This window comes from Bacillus sp. TCT6 (genome assembly GCF_056033845.1).
The window spans coordinates 1371087-1391019 of record NZ_JBVYHX010000001.1 but is presented as its reverse complement, the minus strand read 5'-3'; the positions used below and the strand labels follow the sequence as shown (position 1 = coordinate 1391019).

Here is a 19933-nt window from a genome sequence, read left to right as displayed (position 1 = left end):
TTTTATAATGATAAGTCAAATTTTTATTATTTTTAAGCGGACACATCTACTTGTTTTTTCGCCATATGTTGCTTTACTCCAACTAATACAACTAACAATAACCCTCCGCCTATTGTCATCATAACAATGCTAGTTGGCAACATATCTAATAGTAGTCCATATACAATCATACCAAGTGGTGCGATTGCAGTCGCAATTGTTTCAAGTAGGCCAAACACACGCCCTAGGTAGCTCGGACCTGTCGTTTTTTGCATATGTACTTGCATTGGAATGTTTACAATCATAATTGCTATACCAGTTAACATCATAAAAGCAATATAGTAAATAAAACTTGCTACTTTTGGAATGACAACTAACAACGGAAAGACTGTACATAAACTTAAACCTGCAAACAAAAACAGTCCAGTATAAATAGAACGAAACGGATTATTCAATTCTTTACGCACTGATAAAGCAATCGCTCCCATTAGCATCCCGACTGCTAACATTCCCTCTACAGTACCGAGTTGCTTTGAAGATAAATGCAATGTATGGACGATAATGTACGGAAGTGCAACTGTTAGACCACACGCAAAAAAGTTTACCCACAATGCTATTTTCATTAAACCATATATTTCACGTTGTCTTTTTACATATAAAAAACCTTCTTTTATACTCGTCAAGAAATGCTCTGTACTTTCAGCCACTTCTTTTTTATATAAATCAAATACGATAAATAATTGCAAAATAACCGCTAAAAAGAACGTAATGCTATTTAATAGGAAAAACGATTTAATTGAAAAGAAACCATATACAACTCCGCCAATAATCGGTCCTAAAATATTTGATAAAGAAGCCGCCGTTTGATTTAAAGCACTCGCTTTTTGAATACGTCCTTCATCTACTAAACTCGGAATAGACGAAGTTAATGCAACAGAATAAAAACTTGCACAAATTGATAATAATGCTGCTGAAATATAAATAAAAAGAAGTGATGGCCCAAATATAGTAGCAAGAATAAACATACTAAGCATCGTTAAACTACTTAATAAATCAGTACCAATGACAAGCCATTTTCGATTCACACGGTCTGCTACAGCACCAGCAATTGGGCCACAGATCATCCTTGGAAGTGATCCGCAAACGAGCGTAATTGCAAACCCCATCCCTGAACCAGTAGTCTTTAATACATATAACCCCATTGCGAACGTATAAATACCTGCGCCTAATAAAGACGTCATTTTTCCAATCATCATTAAAATGATATTTCTAGTTGCAATCTTCATTCTTGAATCATGTTGTCCTATACTTATATCTCCCATTTTTGACTCTCTCCCCTTAAAAGTTAAATTGTGTTAAACTTATTATATAATCAACTTTCCAATTTTCACAACAAAAAGTTAAATACAATTAAACTTTTTAAATATAAAGGAGCAATTATATGGCAACTCTCGGTGAAAAAATTAAAGCATTACGAAAAGAAAAAAAGCTTACGCAAACAGCACTGGCAGGTTCGGAACTGACAAAAAGTATGCTTAGTCAAATTGAAAATGGAAAAGCTACACCTTCTATGAAAACATTACAATATATTGCGGAAAAACTTGAATGTGAAACGAGCTTTTTATTAGAAGAAGATGAAGAAGAAATTGTGGAACTCATTCAAAAAATGGAGCCATTAATAAAATCAAATAAATGCGATGAAGTATACAAGACTTTACTACCTATCGTTCAAAAAGAACTACCCCTTACTTTAAACACAGCACGTTTATATAAACAGTTCATAACTGGAGCGGCCATTATGAACGATTACAATATTGAATATTACGTTGAAACAGCTGTTTCTATATTTGAAAAATATACTTTGTATCGTGAAAGTACTGAAACGAAACTACTGTTTTACTATATGCTCTACAAACGGAAAAAATATAAAGAATGTTTACAGTTGATTAGCAGAATTCGCGATGAATATAAAACGAAAAATTTAGAAATGGATCTTATTACACATATACAATTATATTTAAAAGAAGCAATTATTTTACTCGCATATGGTAATTATGAAAAATGTGAAAAAATCATTTTAGATGCACTTGCATTTTCAAAAAAACATCAAGTGTATTATAAAACAGATGAATTTTACCGTATTTTATCTTATCAAAAAATCATTACAACCGATAAAGAACGATATTTATATTACATAAAAAAATCGGAGCAATTTGCCATTTTTACAGAAGATACTTTATCCGCTGCAAATATAGATATATTAAAAGCTTATTACTACAATACCGTTACGAATGAATATACAATTGCATTAGAACATTTAGAACAATTCCGAGAAAAACTAAAAGATGTACCGATTTTTCAAGACGATGGATTGTATTATCTTGAAAAAGGAAAATCTCTGTATGGTTTAAAACGTTACGAGGAAGCTTTGGAAACATTAAAACGTGCTAACATTCCAGATTATATGAGTCATCCACTTGATCAGTCATGGTTATTAACAGCTGGATCATATCGTGCCCTGTGTCATATAGAACTTCAAGATAAAACGGCTGCTCTGAAAGAAGCAAAAGAAGCAGTTCAAACGATGGATGGTTATCCTAATTCCATCTTTTCTTCATTTATTAAAGAAACGTTACAAATAATACAAAAACTTTAAGAATGTCTCAAAATGGTATATTATTCCTCTTTTTTAGCAAAGATAATAATGATGGGAGGAATATAAATGAATATACAACGTGCAATAGAGCTTTCTGTGTCAGCGGAACAAGCCAATGTCAGTTTTCAAGGCATGCCTGTTATGATTCAACACGTCGATGAAAGCAATGAAACCGCCCGCATATATGAAGTAAAAAACCCAGGACGCGAATTAACTGTTCCAGTTAATAGCTTAGAGGAAATATAAGAAATGCCACTTCTCTTTTGAAGTGGCATTTTTCTTATGAATCAAAAATACAACTATTATTTCTTCTAATTTTTTAAGCTTATAATAAGAAAATGTAAATTTTATACTCTAACCCTATATTTTGTGATATTTTATACTCTGGAAATAATTAAATCTTTATAGATGAATAATATAAATTTTTTTCTATTTCCCACTCTATACATAAAGGAGGAATTGTATGAGCCTCTCTATATACGAAGGTTTAGGTATTATTTTTTTCGTAATCATTATTACTTACGCCCTTGCACACAAATATTTATGGTCAAAAAAATTACTTATTATTCTATTTCTCATTTGTAATGCTATTTATCTTATTTGGCGAACTTTTTATTCGTTACCAACTATTAATCTCATAAGTATTATCGCTGGTATTATATTGTTAATTACAGAATGGGCTGGTTACTTACAATCTATCGTTTTTAGCATTGTTTCATGGAAACCATATAAACGGAAAGAAGTACCATTATCCACTTTTGAAAAACTACCTACTGTCGACATATTTATTGCCACTTACAATGAACCGATCGATTTGTTAAAACGTACTGTAGCTGGTTGTACGTTGATTACTTATCCGAAAGAGTTACTAAACATTTATATTTGTGACGACGGGCGCCGTGAAAGTGTAAAGCAACTTGCGGCAGATTTTTCTGTTCATCACATAACTCGCACCGAAAACAAGCATGCAAAAGCTGGAAATTTAAATCATGCGATGCTTCATTCAAAAGGTGATATTATCGTAACAATGGATGCCGATATGATACCACGAGCTAACTTTTTAGAGCGAACGATTGGATATTTTTCTAAAAATAATGTTGTATTCGTTCAAGCACCACAAGTTTTTTATAATGCTGATCCTTTCCAATATAATTTGTTTTTTGAAGATAACATCGCCAATGAACAAGATTTCTTTATGCGCCAGTTAGAAGAAGGGAAAGATCGCTTTAATGCTACGATGTATGTTGGTAGTAACGCCCTATTTCGCCGCACCGCGCTTGAAGAAATTGGAGGATTTGCGACTGGAGTTATTACTGAAGATATGGCAACTGGTATGCTACTACAAGCTAACAAATGGGAGACTATATTTGTCAATGAAACACTAGCTGTTGGATTATCCCCAGAAACATTTAGTGATTTATTAAAACAACGGGACCGCTGGTGTAGAGGGAACATTCAAGTCGTAAAAAAATGGAATCCTTTCACTATAAAAGGATTATCTTTTATGCAGCGTCTTTTATATGCAGATGGAATTCATTATTGGTTTTTCGGTGTTTATAAAATGATATTTTTATTAGCACCGCTATTATTTTTAGTATTTGATATTTATAGTTTAGAAATTAATTTCATGCACTTATTTATGTTCTGGGCACCTGCCTTTTTAACATCACAGCTTATTTTCAAAGCTGTTTCTAATAAAAAACGAACAACTACGTGGAGTCATGTGTACGAAGTTGCTATGGCTCCTTATATGGGATTTGCTATTTTATCAGAAATTTTCTTACGTAAAAAGTTTCAATTTCATGTGACAAGAAAGGGAGTTCAAAATAATACAAGGCATTTTTTATGGATTGCAAGCATCCCTCATCTCATATTACTCATTTTAACAATTATTGCACTTATTCGAGCAACACTTATGCTCTTATACCCTGAGCAATATTATATTGAAAGAGAGAGCTTATATATTAACATTTTCTGGTTACTATACAACGGGATAGCTATTGTCACTTCACTATTTGTAGCATTTGAAAGACCGCGTTTTCGAAATTCAGAACGTTTCGTAGTAAATTTACCAGGTACTTTATATGCCGAAGATATGATCATTTCTTGCAATATCCTTGATATTAGTGAAACGGGGGCACGTTTTGAATTAGATTCCTCCATTCCATTTGAAACTTTATCAAGTCTATCTTCCTATATGCTATCTTTTGGCGAGGTAGAAAAGATTTATAGTACAAAAAAATGGATTCGGAGACAAGAAAGTTCTGTACAAGTTGGTGTATCATTTGATGATGTATCCCATGAGCAATATTGTAAACTCATTCTTCATCTATTTAGTAAACCGGTTAATGACCGGGTGGAAAAGGTGTACGATAAAGCATTTCTTACACTAGCAATTGCATCTTTCATAAAAAACACAAAAAAAGCACCAAGACAATTTCGCAGGCAACATATACGTGAGCAACTGATGTCTCCTGGAACATTGCATATGAATGGGATGCCGATTGAAGTGACCATTATCGACTATAGTACAGGTGGGTGCCAAGTACAAACGAACATCCCTCTTGTGATTGACCAAATTATACAAGTAACAATGGAAGAACGTAATATTCAAAAGAAAAATGCACAAGTGTGTTGGATTCAAAAAAAGGGTCGTAAAATATATGCTGGATTAAAATTCACAGCGTAAAAAAGAAAAGAAGCGTCGTGCTTCTTTTCTTTTTTACATGCTAAAATACTTATTAAAGGGGGGAATGTATATGAAAAATACTTCACAAAAAATGAGTCATTATTATGCCGTGATATTCACTTCTAATTTATCAAATGATACAACAGACTATAATACCGTTGCCGAAACAATGGAGGAACTTGCAAAGCAACAACCTGGATTTTTAGGTGTAGAAAGTGCACGAGGTAATTCTGGGCTCGGAATAACAATTTCTTATTGGGAATCACTTGATGCAATTGAAAATTGGAAGAAGAACGCCTTACATAAAGAAGCGAAAAAAAGAGGTCGTGAGCAATGGTATGAAAACTTCCATCTGCGTATTTGCCTTGTTGAGAAAGAATTTAAGTTTCAAAGAGGCACAATATAACTATGAAGGAAAAATTAGCTCTCGTTATTGTTCATGAAATATATGGTGTGAACGACCATATGCATCACGTTACCGAGCAATTTACTTCATCTCATATTGACGTATTCTGTCCTAATCTTCTGCACTTACAACACGCATTTCATTATCGTGATGAAGAAAAAGCATATGAACATTTTGTAAATCATATTGGATTTAATGATGGAAAAGACCAAATTGAAGCATTCATCAATACCCTTTCAAGCAATTATACACATATTGGACTTATCGGCTTTAGTGTTGGAGCTACCATCTCATGGCTATGTAGTAACAATCCGAAAATAGATTTTATCATCGGATGTTACGGTTCTCGTATACGCGACTATGTTCACATAAAGCCTACATGCGCTACACTACTTATATTTCCTGAAAAAGAAGCTAGTTTTTCAGTATCCTCTTTAATTCAAACATTGCAGCAACAAAAAAATCCTTTACTAGAAATACAACAACTACACGGTGAACATGGATTTCTAAATCCGTACACTGAAAAATATAACGGGCACTCTACAAAACAAGCATACAATGTAATAGATTCATTTCTTGTAAAGTGAAACTTTATTAGTTCTTTATTTGGGTTATTGTTGTTAGTTATTTCGGGGATGTAATAGAAGAAGGAAGAAAAGCCAACATTCAACTTTTCTTCCTTCTATCTTTACCTTTAGCTTTCACTGTCACTGATTCACAAGGTGTATAATATATTTGAGGTGTCGCCTTATCAACAAACATCATAAACGTAATAAAGCCGATAATAAAGAAAATAAACAACGTTAACAAAATTGCTCCTATCGTTAAAAGTATCATAACACCACCCCTATATTTTTCATGTTATTACACCTTTCGCTATTATATGAGCGTAATCCTTTTTAGAAAAAGAAACGTAACAAAATAATCACAACCACTCCCGTTAATACTGTACCTAATAAACTACGAGTATATATCGCTACAAGAAATGTGGGAATTGCTGCGATAAGGTAATCCCACTGCATCGTCTCATGCATAAATAAAACTTGTGCTAAAAGCGCTGCTAATATCGCAATTGGTATGTAATTTAACCATTTTAAACCCCAGTCAGGAATTTGTAGTTTGCTAAATACGAGTAGAGGTAAAATACGTGGCACGAGTGTAACAGCTCCTGCTGCTAGTAAAAGTAATAATACATCTAATCTCATTTCCATTTTTCAATCACCACTCCAATCGTCGCAGCTAGTAAGGTTGCGATAATAACCGCTATACTATCTGGCATAAATAGGTGTGAAACGTATGCGATGATAATCGCTACAATTGCAACACTTAAATGAATTGCTAGTTTTGGTTTACTACTTATGAGCTGAAGAACAAATAATCCAATAAACATCGCTGGTAATGCATAATCCATCCCGTATGTATGTGGATCTGGTATCCACTCACCAAACAGTCCACCAATAATAGTAGCAAGAATCCAATTTAAATACGCTGTTACGTTAAGCCCGATCATCCATCTTTCACCTAAATATCCTTTTTGCGCCGCGTGTTGCACTGCAACGCCGAAAGTTTCATCTGTAATTTGCGAACCGATGATTAAGTTTTTAAATAGAGGAATTTTCGTAAAGTACGGCGCGAGTGCAGCACTCATAAGAAGGTGGCGCAAGTTAACAAAAAATACAGTAAAAATAATTGCGGAAGCAGGAGCACCGGCTGCATACATACCAGCTAATATAAATTGGGCAGAACCTGCATAAATTAAAGTGGACATAAATGCAATTTCAATGATAGAAAAACCTGCTGTTTTTGCAATTACACCAGCTGCTATACCGATGCTCAAGTAACCAAATACAGTTGGTAAACAATCTTTTACTCCTTGCTGAAATGTATCATCGCTCTGCAAAGCTACATGTGCCTGAGCTTTACTCATCTCTATCATCCTCCATTCCTTCTAAAGTTCGTTTTCCTGTTACGACATGAACTAAATCTATATTTTCACGCCATAACGTATCTAACTTATCAGCTCCAAATTCCTTCGTGATTTCTTCAACCATAATATCGTGCCGCACATACTCTGTAGCAACGAGAACTAGCGCTGGGTCATACGTTGTAACGGCCCATGAAGTGCTATCATTTGAGAAGTTCGCAATTAATACTTCCTCTCCATCACGCGCAATAACAGTTAAATGACCACCCATTCTCTTTTCAACAACGTGAGGCGTCATATAATTATGGTGAAACGTCGCTCCTATTTTTGTTTCTGGAGCTCCAAATAAGATTGAAAATATATGTACGCCTTCCTCTTCCTTTTGATAAATGTATGGCTCAATTTCATGCACTTGATCTTCCCATACAGAAATCCATAATTCTTCCTTTGCCCTATTAATTATATTGCATATTTCTTTTAAAACACGATCATTTGAGCGAATATGCGAAATTACATCTATTTGTCGCTCTTGTTCTAAACAATTTAATTTCTCATCTAAAAATTCAAAGGACTTTTCAAAGTCTTTTCGCATTCGATTCATTAATTCGGTAGCTGGTACTGGTACATATTTAACTGGTTCAGAAGGTACAATATGCACTGCTCCTTTATCCATTAACTTACCGAGTACCTCGTAAATCATAGAACGAGGTACTCCTGTTTGTTTACTCACTTCATAGCCAGTTACTGGGGAATGTTTTAACAATCCAATATACGCTTTACATTCATATTGGGAAAATCCTAACTTTTGTAATTCCTTTATAATTTCATCCATCGGTAACCCCTCACAATCTAAATCGCTCTTACTTCAAAACGGCGATTTTGCTTCCCTTTACTTTTTACTTTATCAATAACAAGTGTTCCTATTTCACTCGTATTTTTCACATGTGTGCCTCCACAAGCTTGTTCGTCTAAGTTTTCAATTGTAACAATGCGGATTTCTTGGATAGTAGTTGGCAGGAGATTTATTGCTGTTTTAATCATTCCTACAGCATTTTCTGCTTCTTCGCGGCTCATATAACGAGTGGAAATTTCTTTATTTTGCTTAATAAGTTTATTCACTTCCTCAACAATTTCTTCTACTTCCACGCTCGATAACTCTTGTAACTCATTAAAATCGATACGTGCTTTATCAGGATAAATTTGATTTCCGGTGCATAGAGCTCCATACTTTTCATAAACTACAGCTCCGATAAGATGCAGTAAAGAGTGATGACGCATTAAATTATGACGTCTTTCCCAATTAATCTCTAATTTAACTGGACCTAATTTTACTTGAGCTTCATCTTTTATATAGTGAACTATTTCTCCCTGCTCCTTCTTTACTTTTTCAACTTCAAATACAGACCCATCTTGTACAATGACACCCGTATCACATTCCTGTCCTCCACCAGTTGGATAAAAAACTGTTTCTTTTACAAATACTTTATTCCCTTCCACTCTTATCACTTCTGTCTCGCAACTCGTTTTGTATGCATCTTCTAAATATAATGCCGTTTTCATACTCTCACCTCTTTAGTAGTTATAGTTATACCTACTAATATAAAAAATAATATTCATACAGTCAACTTATATTTCAGAATTTTTAATTTTAAATAAAAAAAGCCTTTTATAATAAGGCTTTTTTCTACATGCTATTATTTATTTTAACTGTAAAGTATTTAACATGTTTCCCGCCAAATGCTCCCGTAAAGTAGAACCTGTATACTCTTCCCTAAATACTCCCGCCTTCACAAATAAAGGAATGACTTCACTAAAGAATAGATTTAGTGACTTGGGAGATCCTCCTGGAATAGCAATAAATCCATCTAACGCTCCGGCCTCAAACCTATCCATAATTTGCTTCGCAACGTCTTTTGGTGTACCAACCGCAACCCAATGAGCCGATCCAACAACTTCTGGTCGCTCTAGTATTTGTTCAACTGTTGGTTCATTTTTAATAATGAAATGCCGTAATAATTCTGCATGTGTTTTACTACGTACAGTTTGATCCCGACTTGGCAGCATCTCTTCCGTAATTTTACTTTCTAGCGGAATCCCTCTCGCATCTAATCCGAGAACCATTTCAAGTAACGCATATCTCTTCTCTTTTGTGAGATGTTGATGAGCTTGTCTATGCATTTCTAGCGCCTCTTCATATGTATCACCTATAAAGAAATATAATCCAGGTAATACGCGTATAGCATCTTGCTTCCGGCCATGCTGTTCTGCTCTTCTTCTTAAATCTTGACGAAGTTCAATACCTGACTCTACATCTGGCGTTGCAGCAAAAATTGCATCTGCAACAGAAGCAGCAAAATTCCGACCAGACTCTGAAGCACCGGCTTGAAATAATGGCATTTCTCCTGATATATGCTGTGGGATATTCAGCGGACCTTTTACCTCAAAATATTCACCACTATGTTCAATTGGCTTGGCCATCTCTCTAATAACTTCAGTGTTATCTATTTTCAACACTTCATAAGGATGACTCCTCCAAAGTTTTCTTACTAACTCTGTACATTCTGCTGCTTTCGCATATCTCTCCTCAGATGATGGCATCCCTTCCTCACCAAAGTTTTCAGCACCGTCAATTGATGTAACAATATTCCACCCTACTCGGCCGTTACTAATCCAGTGTAACGATTGTAATTGCCTTGCTAATATATATGGTGGATAAAATGAAGTTGAAGCGGTTGTAACGACTCCAATTTTTTCAGTTGCGTACGCAATAGCAGTAAACAATAATGTTGGGTCTAAAATTACATTCCCTTTATTTCTAGCAATTAAATCTGGGTGGGCCACTAAATAATCGGCTTTAAAAACAAAATCTAACTTAGCCTTTTCTGCCTGTAGTGCCAACTCTACTTGCTCATCAATTCCGGAATTAAACTCATTCTCTTGTTCTTTCTTTCTAGAAATTAAACATAATCCAATGCAAAGTTGATTCTTTTTAGACATCTTCACACCATCCCCTTATTTTTAATTCACTTAGTTAAACAAATGTTGCTGTCATTATGAAATTCTATTCTTATGAAAATAGATAAAATGATATTGATAATCATTATCATTTTATGATGTAACTGTAATAAAAGCAATAACAAAAAAGACTCCCACTTTTGGAAGTCTTTTATCTCAATATTTCATTCGCTTCTTTTTCATAAATTTTATCAAATGACGTCATAACACGCTGTGATGCTTGAATCATTTTTTGATCCGTCATAAGATCTGCCATCTCTTTCGTCATATCAACATTTGAATTTTCTAGCATATGATTTTTTACTATTCCTGTTCCGTTCGGTAAATTAGCAATGTTTCCTTCTGCTAGTGTAAAGCTTTTGTTTTCACGTTGCACGAGACGAGCATTCGTTTCGGCATCTACTGTTTTTGTTTGTAAACGAGCAATATTATTTTGTGTTACTTCATCATATAATGTACCGTCTGCTTGTACAGCAACCTTTGCTCCTTCTGGAATACGAATACGCTCATTATTCTCTCCCATTACGAAAGCACCTGAAGATGTTTGTAAATAACGATCACTATTTAATGTGAAACTACCATCTCTCGTTAAAAACGTTTCATCATTTTTAGAAGTAACGAAAAATGATGTTGTGCCGGCCGCGCCGTCATCTAAAAAGAAATCTGTAGCACTATTTGTCATTTGTATATTTCCTTGTACTAAATTCACATGTGTTGCAGCTGGTACTACAGCGTAATCGACCGAACCGATATTTGTTACCGCCCCATCTCCTCGGCGATATGTGTCTTGTACATCAAATACTTTAGACGTCATATTTTCTGCTTTAAATCCTGTCGTTTGAGCATTTGCAACGTTATTCGAATGAACATTAATACGCTGCATGTAATTCATCATACCCATAGAACCTATATAAAGACCGTTCATACTCGTTTGAATAAGGCAAGCGCCTTATTCTTCACCTCTTTTCTACGATGTTTGTAACATTTGTTTCGCTAAATGTTCAGCTGTAGCGATATGTATATTTTTCTTTATATCTTGTCCGTCTGTCATTAATACAATAGGAGCTGATGATACTGCTGGAATTTTCAACAATTCACCACTACTTGCTGTTTCATCAAATTTTGTAAACACAATACCATCTATATGAATATCTTTAAAGTTTGTAATGATTTCAATCATATCTTTACTTTTCATCGAAGCTGATAACGTTAAACAAATATAATCTGGTTCTACTTGTCCCATCGTTTCAATCATTTCTTCCACTGTTTCTGACGTACGATAATTTTTTCCGGCTGTATCAATTAAAATATAATCGACGCGTGCTTCTTCTTTAAAGTACGTAAGCGCTCTTGTCATTGCAGCCTCATCACGCACAGCAATTACTTCCGATCCAATTGTCTTTACGTTATCTTGCAATTGCTGCACTGTCCCTATGCGAGAATGATCTGTCGTTATAAAACCAACTGTTTTGTTCTTACCGTGAAATTGCCATGCCATTTTCGCGAGTGTCGTCGTTTTACCAACGCCAGTTGGACCGATTAATGCGATTGTTTGTACTTCTTTTTCAAAGACGTTTTCCGTATTAAAATGAGATTTCATATCTTCCAATATGTACCTGATAACTTCTTCTTCTGTAATCATCGTTGCATTTTCAAACTTTATTTTTAACTTTTCAGCATATGCATAAATGAAATATTGTTCTACATCGTTTTGTTCTAGCATCCGAATTACTTTTTGAATAATAAACGGTACAGATTCTTGATTTTCTTTCTTTGGAGCTACTTCTTCTTTCTTTACCTGAACGACTTGTTTCACAACTTTTTTCTTTTTCGTTACTTCCGCTTCTTTCGTCGGTTTCACAACGACAATTCCTTTTTCGAACAGCTTTAATAGTTTCTCTTTTTTTCTTGCCCATTCTTCACTATTTCCTGTTTGCATTGCCGCGTATGACATAGAAGTCGTTACGTTTTCTAAATTGTGCAGTACTGATTGAATTCCATTCGCCTTCACAATTTGTTCTGAAGGATCATTCACAACATCCATTAACTGTTCATGAAATTGAGCTGTACCTTCATTCACTTCTTCCTGTTTTTCTTCTGGAAAAGCAACTAACATTTCATAATCCTTTTTCCAGAAAAACGGTATATTTCGTTTTACACTTTCATCGACAACGTAATAATAATCTGTACCATATTGGTCAAATAACTTTCGATACAATTCATTTTTCGAAGCTGCTTTTATTCGCATTAACGCTTCTTTCTTTTCTGTACTTTCCATTACTTCACCCCCTACTATTCAATATAGGCAATTTGATCCACAACAATTTCTGGTGCTAATTCGCTAATACAAAGTACTTGTGCTTCCACTTGATAACGTTCTAGCAGTCTTACGATCGCAAATCTAAAATCTTTTCTACGTGTTAATAACACTGGTTCTCTTCCCATTAAACGTGCTTGCTTAAAGACGCGCTGCACTTGCTCAACGACACGTGTTTCTAAATCTAAATCCCAGTTTAATAAGTAACCTTGATATGAATTATTCACAACATCCGCATCTAACTCAATTGAATCAGAGAAGAGCGCTGCATATATTTTTCCGTCCGGATTTTTCGCATTTTCACAAATAACTTTTGAAATACATTCACGAACAAATGATGTCACACCGTCAACGTGGTTTTGATAAATTTCTTTGCCGTCAATAATACCTTCAATAATTGTTGGTAAATCACGAATAGAAATACCTTCTTTTAGAAGTTGTTTAATAACATTTTGAACGAGTGATAAATCAATTTCTTTCTTCTTAATCTCTTCTAATAGAACGCCATTATCATTTTCAAGCGAGTTAATTAAGTCTTTTACATGTTGACGCTGAATTAATTCATGAAGATTACGTCTAACGACAACATCTAAATGTGTAATTAATATGCTAAGTGGCTCTAACACTTGATAGCCTTTCATTTGTGCATCTTGCACCATATGCTCTAAAATCCAATATCCATCTTCACCGAAAATTGGATCTTTAGCTGGCTCTGCATCTAAATCAGCCATTACGTTCGGTGTTTTCAGTGCTAATAAATAACCTGATTTTAAAACACCTTCAGCCGCCTTAGCACCTTTAATTCGAATAATGTAACGTCCGCGTGGTCTAAAGCTCGTATTATCTTTAAAGTTAATTCCAGGAACGTTAATACCAAGGTCAGTAATAATCGACTTCCGCATAAGAACAACTTTATCACGAGCTGTTTCCCCGTTAATTTTCTGCTTTACAAGTGCTGCTAAATCTAAACCGAGTTCTACAATAATCGGATATTTATCCGTAAATACTCCGAATGAATCTTCCACTTGTTGCAGTTGCTCATCTTCGCCTTGAATCATTTCTAATTCTTTTTGAAGCTCGTCTTCTTTTTCTTTCTTTATTCGATTTTTATTACGAATGCCTAAGAAGATAATCGTTCCACCAACGAGTGCGAATGGTAGAAACGGTAGCGGAGTAAAAATACCCATTGAGATAAATAAACCACCTAGTGCATATACAACGACTTCATGCGCTAATAACTCTTTAAAGATACCTTCTGTTACTGTATCCGGTGAGCCGTCAAATACACGCGTTACGATAATACCTGTTGAAATTGCAAGCATTAATGAACCGATTTGGTTTACGATTCCGTCACCGACAGTTAACTGTGTATAATGAAGAGCTGCATCTGCAAAGCTCATTCCTTGCTGCATCATGCCGACAATTAAACCGAAAATAATGTTTACGAATAAAATGACAATCCCGAAAATAACGTCCCCTTTAATGAACTTTCCGGCACCATCCATCGCCCCGTAAAACTCTGTTTCCATATTTAATTTTTTTCGTTTTGCCTGTGCATCTTTTTCTGAAATAATACGCTGGTTTAAATCAGCATCGATAGACATTTGTTTCCCCGGTAAAGAATCAAGTGTAAAACGAGCTGCTACTTCAGCTGTACGAGATGCACCGTTTGCAACGATAAACTGGAATATGATTAATACTGTAAAAATAACGATACCAATTAATAAGTTTCCGCCAATTACGAACTGGCCGAACTCTTCAATAACATGACCTGCATTTCCATCTGTCAAAATCGCTCGCGTCGTCGAAACGTTAATCGATACGCGGAAAATCCCGATTAATAACAACATCGTTGGAAATGACTTTAATTCATCCCACTCGTTAATACTTGTCGCTCGCATATAAATAAGCACTGACATACTTAGTAGAAAAACGATAATGATATCAAGTATAAATGGTGGAAGTGGAATTAAGAGCGCCACTACGAATGACGCTGCTAAAAAGATAGAAAAATAGGTTCTTGCAGACTCTATCTTAAACAAAGAGATCTCCTCCAAACGCGCTATTACACTTCAAGTTCGTTCGTCTGAATTAAATAGCGCATAACTTCAATTACAGCTACGTATAAATCTTCTGGAATCGTCTCATCTTCCTCGACTTGATAATATAAAGAACGAGCAAGCGGACGGTTTTCCACCATTGGTATTTCTTGTTCACGGGCAAGCGTTCGTATATATAATGCGAGCTCATCTTCCCCTTTTGCAACGACAATTGGTGCTGCATCAACGTGTTTATTGTAACGAAGTACAACCGAAATATGAGTCGGGTTGTTTACAATAAACGTTGCGCCATCCATCTTCTTCGCAATTGTTCCTTGCAAGATCGCATGCATAAAGTTTTTTCGTTTCCCTTTTACTTGCGGGTCCCCTTCATTATCTTTATGCTCCCTTTTTACTTCTTCTTTTTTCATCTTAATATCTTGTTCGTACTCCCATTTTTGATAAATGAAATCAATAATAGAAAGAATGATTAAAATAATTAAAATGGCTAAAAAGATAAATTTAATTTGGCTAATAATTTCAGTAAGTGACGCTGTCCAGTTAAATCCAATCATACTAACAATCTTCTCTAAATTCTTTTTAAAGAGAACGTACGAAACGTAACCGATTAATCCCATGTAAAACAGTGATTTCAAAATATCTACTAAACTTTTACGACTAAACAATCTCGTAAAATAGTTTTTCGGATTAATACGTGACGCTTTCGGTTTAATGACTTTAGAAGAAAATAGGAAGCCGACTTGAATCATATAATTGAATAAATGAAAAGCATATACGAGTATTAATATCGGAGCCGATACTTTCAGTAATAAAATCCCCATTAAATAAAAATACTCGGTTGAATCTGTATTTTTTCCAATTTGATCAAACAGCACCGCTACGGAATTTGCAATCTCATAACCTAGCCAATCTCCGAAGAAATAAACGACAACTGCTAATACGAGAATGGAAAATAAATTATTTAAATCTTTACTCCGGGCAATATTCCCTTCTTCACGCGATTTTTTACGCTTCTGCGGGGTGGCCTTTTCTGTTTTATTATCCTTTGCCATGCGCGTCCCCCTACTTCGTTAAGAAAAAGTTAAATAGTTTCGTATATTCTTCAAGTAATACATCCGTCATATTTTTAAACACATAACCGAGCATCGGTACACTCATCGCAATAAACAAAATACCACATGTAATTTTAATTACGTATGCATTCATAAAAACGTTTAATTGCGGAGCGTTTTTTGCAATTAAAATTAGAACAAAATTAATGATGAATAAACTTCCCATAAGCGGCAGAGCAATTTCAACCGCTGATGTGATCGCAAATAATAACGTTGCGAGTAGACTATCTAAAAAACTAGTCGTCAACAATTTTGAAATCGCCTCTGTATATTGAAACGACTTTAAAATAGTGGCAACGAAATAGTTAATGCCGCCAAGTGAAATAAAAATAATGAGAAAAAATATATCAAAAATGGTTGATAGTAAAGTAGACTGTGAGCCTGCATTTACATCAAACAAACTTGCTTGTGATAAACCAATATCAAAGTCTAAAATATGCCCTGCCATTTTCGGAATGTTCCACAGCATTTCTACAATTTTTGAAAGTGATAATCCAATTACAATTTGCGTTCCTGCATAAGCTGCAACGTCCCAAACTGTCTTGATGTGAGAGACATCCACTTGATCGGCCACTGTAATTGAAAGAGCAAGTCCAACTGTAACCTTCGCCATTGCTGGAATGGATCGGCCTGAGAAAAACGGTAAAAAATATAAAAATGAAGTAATGCGACAAAACGCAAAAAACGTCGCCGCCCATAATTCCATATTCATTTCAGTTCACCTATCTTAGTACGAACGCAATAGCGATGGGATTTTATCAAATAAATCTAAAATAAGCATCGTTAACTCTTGGAACATCCACGGACCTAAAATGATAATAACGAGCACAATACTCGCCATTTTCGGTAAAAACGTCAGCGTTTGCTCTTGAATTTGCATCATTGCCATAATAACCGCGATAATAATAACGACAATCAGACTTACAACGGCAATCGGCATTAAAATCATAACCCCTTTATAAAAAAAGGTTTGGAAAATATCTATAATTGGTGACGTATTCATTTATATGACTCCTATCACATAGCATCAAACGCTTCAGGCGACCGTCTTAAACATAATATCGACAATTTTTGTATATCCACCTAAATATACGAAAACGAGTATTTTAAACGGTAAACTTAAAATCATCGGCGGTACCATCATCATCCCGAGGTACATTAAAAGTGTACTAATAATCAAATCTATAAATACAAACGCTAAATAAATGAACATCCCTGTTAGTAAACCTTTTTGAATTTGCGTTAACGTAAAGGATGGTACAAGTGTAAATAAGGAAAGATCTTTCAAATCTTTCGGCAACTCTTCTCCGCGTACTTTCAGCATCATTTTCAAATCATGCTTATACGTATGCTTTGACATATATTCTTTCATAATAGGAGCTGTCGTTTCCGCAGCTTGGCTTACTGTTATTTTCTCTTTCGTCATCGGATCCCACACATCGCTCTTCAGTTGCCCGAGTACAGGCTGCATCGTAAAGAGTGATAAAAATAATGCAAGTCCAACAAGCACTTGGTTTGGTGGTAAATTCATTACCCCAAGTCCTTGACGTGTAATCCCAAGAACGATCATAAAATAAGTAAAATGTGTAAATAATAGAACGATAGAAGAAGATAATGATAAAAGGGTAACGAGCGCAAATAGTTGTACACTTGAATTACTCGTAAACTCTTTTCCATTTTCGAAATTAATAAAACCGTTCGGGGCCGCATACGCTGGATTTACAAAAATAATTGAAAAAACGATAGAAAATACGAAAATAACGGCTAATAATGATAACTGTTTCTTTATTCTCATGATGGATCCTCTACTTTTTTCGTTTCAGTCTTCACCGCGTCTTCTAGTGCTTGTTGAAACTGATTTCCTGTTCCGGTTAATTGCACAGACTGCACACCGTTATTACTAATAACAGTGAACACTTGCTTTCCGTCCACTTCAAATAAAAAGGCACTCGTTTGATGATTTAAATACACGCCGTCTTTTACTTGAATATGGCCATTTTCACCCTGCTTAAAAAACTGCTGTTTGCGCGTCTTTTTTGTCATATAATATGCACCGTAACCGAGCGCACCAAACAGTAAAACGACTTGAAATAAGGTCGTCATATACGACATATGACTCCTCCTCTACTCTTTATCTTGCATTTGACTTTGCGCTTTCATAAGCGCCGCTTGTTTCTTGTCAGCTTCAATTTCAGAAATGATAATACCGAATTTCTCGTCCATTACGATTGCTTCACCGATGCCGACTTTCATATTACTTAAATACACATCTACTTTATGTCCTAAGTTTTTCTCTACTTCAAGAACATCGCCAACTTTTAACTGCTTTACATCACCAAGCGTAATAGATGACTTTCCAAGCTTTACACCAAGTTCAATCGAAATATCTGAAACAGTATCGATATGTGCTTTGCCTGCTTCATTTCGCTTTCCTGCAAAATCTTCTAATCCCATTAATGACACAGGAGATACTTCATGCTTCATATGGATCCTCCTACTCTACAAAACTTTTAAATAGGAGCGCCTTACGCGTTCCATCTTTTCCAATAAAACAATTAAATTTATGCTTTCCATCTACATAACCAAGTAATTCATCCGAAACTTTCGTATGAAGCGGAATAATATCGCCTTCTTCAATTTGTTCAATCTCACTCATTGTCATTTTCTGCTCACCAATCGCAACGTGAACAGGTTTGTACACTTGATTTACTTTCACTTCCACTTCAGACGTATACTTCCTACGTTTATCCGAAGAATGTTCGACAATATTTTCAGACGTTAACTTATCCATAATTTCTTCAACAGATAAGAACGGAATCCCGATACGCACCGTCGTATTCCAAAAATCTGTTTTCATATTTACATTAAGTAATGAAATGATATCGCTCGCTGTCGTAATCTTTAGTGCATTCGGATCTGTTTCCGTCGTTACAAATTTCGGTTCAATCGCAACAACACTTTCGAATGATTGCTCCAAATTTTTACAAAGAAGCAAGAATATATTATCAAGCGTTAAAAACTCAAATGCTGTTAACGGTCTGCGCATCGTAAAGTTACGCTTACTATCTCCGCCAAGCCAACATTCATGAATATAAATAACGAATGCTAAATCAATCTCAATAACAATTTCTCCAAGCTCTGGTAAACCGAGATCAATTACGCAATATAAATAATAATCTTTCGGCATTTTCTCCACATACTCACTCGTAAATGGAACTTGCTCAACTGTTGAAGGCTCTAGTTCAATTGGAATACGCATACGCGCTGATAACGTCTGTGACGTCTGTTTTCCAAACGTAGAAGCAATCGCTTGCAAACTACGTAAATGCTCAACACCGAACTTCTCTGGTCTATTAAAATCATACTCTTGAAATTTCTCTTGCTTTCCTGCTTCTTGTGCGAAAGCTGGCATTTCCTCGCCTTCATTTACCGCCTTCAGCAGGGCATCAATTTGCTCTTGGCTTAATTTTTCGCCACTCATGACAATCCCCTTCCCTACCTTTTCAATTCAACGATTTCAACGTACATCTTCCCATTCTTCGTCAAAATCTTTCCGGTTCCAATCTCTTCATTCTCAAGCATAAGACGCACCGTATTTTTCGTTGAATTTTCAAGACGATACAATGTACCTTTCGTAATATGAAGCAGATCTTCAATTTTCTTTTTCGTATTTCCGATTTCAAAATAAATTGTTAACGGAATATCATCTTGTAATTTCAAATCTAGCCAACTCCCATATCATGTTCACGAAAATTTCATGTTCTCTCTATATGAA

Annotated in this window: 23 protein-coding genes; 5 read left to right on the top strand and 18 right to left on the bottom strand. The window is 35.1% G+C overall.

Annotation, left to right across the window (positions count from 1 at the left end):
• Window positions 1–32: 32 nt before the first annotated feature.
• Window positions 33–1301, bottom strand: coding sequence for an MFS transporter (locus tag AC0ONG_RS07120; protein ID WP_016077896.1), 1269 nt, complete (start codon window positions 1299–1301; stop codon window positions 33–35).
• A gap of 119 nt (window positions 1302–1420) precedes the next feature.
• On the opposite strand from AC0ONG_RS07120, the gene AC0ONG_RS07115 reads away from it, so the two are divergent.
• The 5 genes from AC0ONG_RS07115 (at window position 1421) to AC0ONG_RS07095 (ending at window position 6317) form a co-directional block, all read left to right on the top strand.
• Window positions 1421–2635: a helix-turn-helix domain-containing protein gene (locus tag AC0ONG_RS07115; RefSeq protein ID WP_000212346.1), complete on the top strand. Its 1215-nt coding sequence runs from the start codon at window positions 1421–1423 to the stop codon at window positions 2633–2635.
• Window positions 2636–2701: 66 nt separating this feature from the next.
• Complete coding sequence (locus tag AC0ONG_RS07110; protein ID WP_001025734.1) at window positions 2702–2881, top strand: H-type small acid-soluble spore protein; 180 nt, start codon at window positions 2702–2704, stop codon at window positions 2879–2881.
• A 217-nt stretch (window positions 2882–3098) separates the two neighbouring features.
• The gene (locus AC0ONG_RS07105; protein WP_136996985.1) at window positions 3099–5324 is read left to right on the top strand and encodes a glycosyltransferase; all 2226 of its coding nucleotides are present in this window, start codon (window positions 3099–3101) and stop codon (window positions 5322–5324) included.
• Window positions 5325–5394: 70 nt separating this feature from the next.
• Entirely contained in the window at window positions 5395–5730 is a 336-nt protein-coding gene (locus AC0ONG_RS07100) for an antibiotic biosynthesis monooxygenase family protein (protein WP_000799455.1), read from the top strand.
• Between the two features lie 2 nt (window positions 5731–5732).
• A complete protein-coding gene (locus AC0ONG_RS07095; protein ID WP_000660112.1) occupies window positions 5733–6317 on the top strand; it encodes a dienelactone hydrolase family protein in 585 nt (194 codons plus the stop codon).
• 79 nt (window positions 6318–6396) lie between these two features.
• Here the strand turns inward: AC0ONG_RS07095 and AC0ONG_RS07090 are convergent, their stop codons facing one another.
• The 17 genes from AC0ONG_RS07090 to AC0ONG_RS07010 form a co-directional block, all read right to left on the bottom strand.
• Window positions 6397–6567, bottom strand: a complete 171-nt coding sequence (locus AC0ONG_RS07090) for a DUF3951 domain-containing protein (protein WP_000602229.1) — start codon at window positions 6565–6567, stop codon at window positions 6397–6399.
• Between the two features lie 62 nt (window positions 6568–6629).
• Complete coding sequence (locus AC0ONG_RS07085) at window positions 6630–6941, bottom strand: AzlD domain-containing protein (protein WP_000425944.1); 312 nt, start codon at window positions 6939–6941, stop codon at window positions 6630–6632.
• A complete protein-coding gene (locus tag AC0ONG_RS07080; RefSeq protein WP_000030479.1) occupies window positions 6932–7657 on the bottom strand; it encodes an AzlC family ABC transporter permease in 726 nt (241 codons plus the stop codon). Before AC0ONG_RS07080 ends, AC0ONG_RS07085 begins: the two co-directional genes overlap by 10 nt.
• Complete coding sequence (locus AC0ONG_RS07075) at window positions 7650–8486, bottom strand: TrmB family transcriptional regulator (protein ID WP_000343356.1); 837 nt, start codon at window positions 8484–8486, stop codon at window positions 7650–7652. Before AC0ONG_RS07075 ends, AC0ONG_RS07080 begins: the two co-directional genes overlap by 8 nt.
• A gap of 17 nt (window positions 8487–8503) precedes the next feature.
• Entirely contained in the window at window positions 8504–9214 is a 711-nt protein-coding gene (locus AC0ONG_RS07070) for an alanyl-tRNA editing protein (protein ID WP_000844967.1), read from the bottom strand.
• A 138-nt stretch (window positions 9215–9352) separates the two neighbouring features.
• A complete protein-coding gene (locus AC0ONG_RS07065; RefSeq protein ID WP_136996987.1) occupies window positions 9353–10651 on the bottom strand; it encodes an NtaA/DmoA family FMN-dependent monooxygenase in 1299 nt (432 codons plus the stop codon).
• 169 nt (window positions 10652–10820) lie between these two features.
• A complete protein-coding gene (locus AC0ONG_RS07060; RefSeq protein ID WP_001013934.1) occupies window positions 10821–11594 on the bottom strand; it encodes a flagellar basal-body rod protein FlgG in 774 nt (257 codons plus the stop codon).
• Between the two features lie 42 nt (window positions 11595–11636).
• A complete protein-coding gene (flhF, locus tag AC0ONG_RS07055) occupies window positions 11637–12947 on the bottom strand; it encodes a flagellar biosynthesis protein FlhF (protein ID WP_000446178.1) in 1311 nt (436 codons plus the stop codon).
• A gap of 14 nt (window positions 12948–12961) precedes the next feature.
• Window positions 12962–15028 (bottom strand): flagellar biosynthesis protein FlhA, encoded by a 2067-nt coding sequence (flhA, locus tag AC0ONG_RS07050; RefSeq protein WP_016077898.1) that lies wholly within the window; start codon window positions 15026–15028, stop codon window positions 12962–12964.
• A gap of 23 nt (window positions 15029–15051) precedes the next feature.
• Window positions 15052–16098: a flagellar type III secretion system protein FlhB gene (gene flhB / locus AC0ONG_RS07045; protein ID WP_001040120.1), complete on the bottom strand. Its 1047-nt coding sequence runs from the start codon at window positions 16096–16098 to the stop codon at window positions 15052–15054.
• 10 nt (window positions 16099–16108) lie between these two features.
• Window positions 16109–16870: a flagellar biosynthetic protein FliR gene (locus AC0ONG_RS07040; protein WP_001055718.1), complete on the bottom strand. Its 762-nt coding sequence runs from the start codon at window positions 16868–16870 to the stop codon at window positions 16109–16111.
• 15 nt (window positions 16871–16885) lie between these two features.
• Window positions 16886–17161: a flagellar biosynthetic protein FliQ gene (locus AC0ONG_RS07035; RefSeq protein WP_001098080.1), complete on the bottom strand. Its 276-nt coding sequence runs from the start codon at window positions 17159–17161 to the stop codon at window positions 16886–16888.
• Between the two features lie 33 nt (window positions 17162–17194).
• Window positions 17195–17953: a flagellar type III secretion system pore protein FliP gene (locus AC0ONG_RS07030; RefSeq protein WP_001220582.1), complete on the bottom strand. Its 759-nt coding sequence runs from the start codon at window positions 17951–17953 to the stop codon at window positions 17195–17197.
• Entirely contained in the window at window positions 17950–18270 is a 321-nt protein-coding gene (locus AC0ONG_RS07025; protein WP_000121178.1) for a hypothetical protein, read from the bottom strand. The genes AC0ONG_RS07030 and AC0ONG_RS07025 overlap by 4 nt, the downstream gene beginning before the upstream one ends.
• 12 nt (window positions 18271–18282) lie before the next feature.
• On the bottom strand, window positions 18283–18642 hold the full coding sequence (fliN, locus tag AC0ONG_RS07020; RefSeq protein WP_000680010.1) for a flagellar motor switch protein FliN: 360 nt from the start codon (window positions 18640–18642) through the stop codon (window positions 18283–18285).
• Between the two features lie 10 nt (window positions 18643–18652).
• Window positions 18653–19639: a flagellar motor switch protein FliM gene (gene fliM, locus AC0ONG_RS07015; RefSeq protein ID WP_000012361.1), complete on the bottom strand. Its 987-nt coding sequence runs from the start codon at window positions 19637–19639 to the stop codon at window positions 18653–18655.
• 14 nt (window positions 19640–19653) lie between these two features.
• Window positions 19654–19878, bottom strand: coding sequence for a flagellar motor switch protein FliN (locus AC0ONG_RS07010; RefSeq protein ID WP_000775712.1), 225 nt, complete (start codon window positions 19876–19878; stop codon window positions 19654–19656).
• Between the last annotated feature and the right edge of the window lie 55 nt (window positions 19879–19933).

What these genes read in the sequence shown, in the direction of transcription:
- AC0ONG_RS07120 (WP_016077896.1), bottom strand. Translation starts at nt 1,301, where the DNA reads ATGGGAGATATAAGTATAGGACAACATGATTCAAGAATGAAGATTGCA.
- AC0ONG_RS07115 (WP_000212346.1), top strand. Translation starts at nt 1,421, where the DNA reads ATGGCAACTCTCGGTGAAAAAATTAAAGCATTACGAAAAGAAAAAAAG.
- AC0ONG_RS07110 (WP_001025734.1), top strand. Translation starts at nt 2,702, where the DNA reads ATGAATATACAACGTGCAATAGAGCTTTCTGTGTCAGCGGAACAAGCC.
- AC0ONG_RS07105 (WP_136996985.1), top strand. Translation starts at nt 3,099, where the DNA reads ATGAGCCTCTCTATATACGAAGGTTTAGGTATTATTTTTTTCGTAATC.
- AC0ONG_RS07100 (WP_000799455.1), top strand. Translation starts at nt 5,395, where the DNA reads ATGAAAAATACTTCACAAAAAATGAGTCATTATTATGCCGTGATATTC.
- AC0ONG_RS07095 (WP_000660112.1), top strand. Translation starts at nt 5,733, where the DNA reads ATGAAGGAAAAATTAGCTCTCGTTATTGTTCATGAAATATATGGTGTG.
- AC0ONG_RS07090 (WP_000602229.1), bottom strand. Translation starts at nt 6,567, where the DNA reads ATGATACTTTTAACGATAGGAGCAATTTTGTTAACGTTGTTTATTTTC.
- AC0ONG_RS07085 (WP_000425944.1), bottom strand. Translation starts at nt 6,941, where the DNA reads ATGGAAATGAGATTAGATGTATTATTACTTTTACTAGCAGCAGGAGCT.
- AC0ONG_RS07080 (WP_000030479.1), bottom strand. Translation starts at nt 7,657, where the DNA reads ATGAGTAAAGCTCAGGCACATGTAGCTTTGCAGAGCGATGATACATTT.
- AC0ONG_RS07075 (WP_000343356.1), bottom strand. Translation starts at nt 8,486, where the DNA reads ATGGATGAAATTATAAAGGAATTACAAAAGTTAGGATTTTCCCAATAT.
- AC0ONG_RS07070 (WP_000844967.1), bottom strand. Translation starts at nt 9,214, where the DNA reads ATGAAAACGGCATTATATTTAGAAGATGCATACAAAACGAGTTGCGAG.
- AC0ONG_RS07065 (WP_136996987.1), bottom strand. Translation starts at nt 10,651, where the DNA reads ATGTCTAAAAAGAATCAACTTTGCATTGGATTATGTTTAATTTCTAGA.
- AC0ONG_RS07060 (WP_001013934.1), bottom strand. Translation starts at nt 11,594, where the DNA reads ATGAACGGTCTTTATATAGGTTCTATGGGTATGATGAATTACATGCAG.
- flhF (WP_000446178.1), bottom strand. Translation starts at nt 12,947, where the DNA reads ATGGAAAGTACAGAAAAGAAAGAAGCGTTAATGCGAATAAAAGCAGCT.
- flhB (WP_001040120.1), bottom strand. Translation starts at nt 16,098, where the DNA reads ATGGCAAAGGATAATAAAACAGAAAAGGCCACCCCGCAGAAGCGTAAA.
- AC0ONG_RS07040 (WP_001055718.1), bottom strand. Translation starts at nt 16,870, where the DNA reads ATGAATATGGAATTATGGGCGGCGACGTTTTTTGCGTTTTGTCGCATT.
- AC0ONG_RS07035 (WP_001098080.1), bottom strand. Translation starts at nt 17,161, where the DNA reads ATGAATACGTCACCAATTATAGATATTTTCCAAACCTTTTTTTATAAA.
- AC0ONG_RS07030 (WP_001220582.1), bottom strand. Translation starts at nt 17,953, where the DNA reads ATGAGAATAAAGAAACAGTTATCATTATTAGCCGTTATTTTCGTATTT.
- AC0ONG_RS07025 (WP_000121178.1), bottom strand. Translation starts at nt 18,270, where the DNA reads ATGTCGTATATGACGACCTTATTTCAAGTCGTTTTACTGTTTGGTGCG.
- fliN (WP_000680010.1), bottom strand. Translation starts at nt 18,642, where the DNA reads ATGAAGCATGAAGTATCTCCTGTGTCATTAATGGGATTAGAAGATTTT.
- fliM (WP_000012361.1), bottom strand. Translation starts at nt 19,639, where the DNA reads ATGAGTGGCGAAAAATTAAGCCAAGAGCAAATTGATGCCCTGCTGAAG.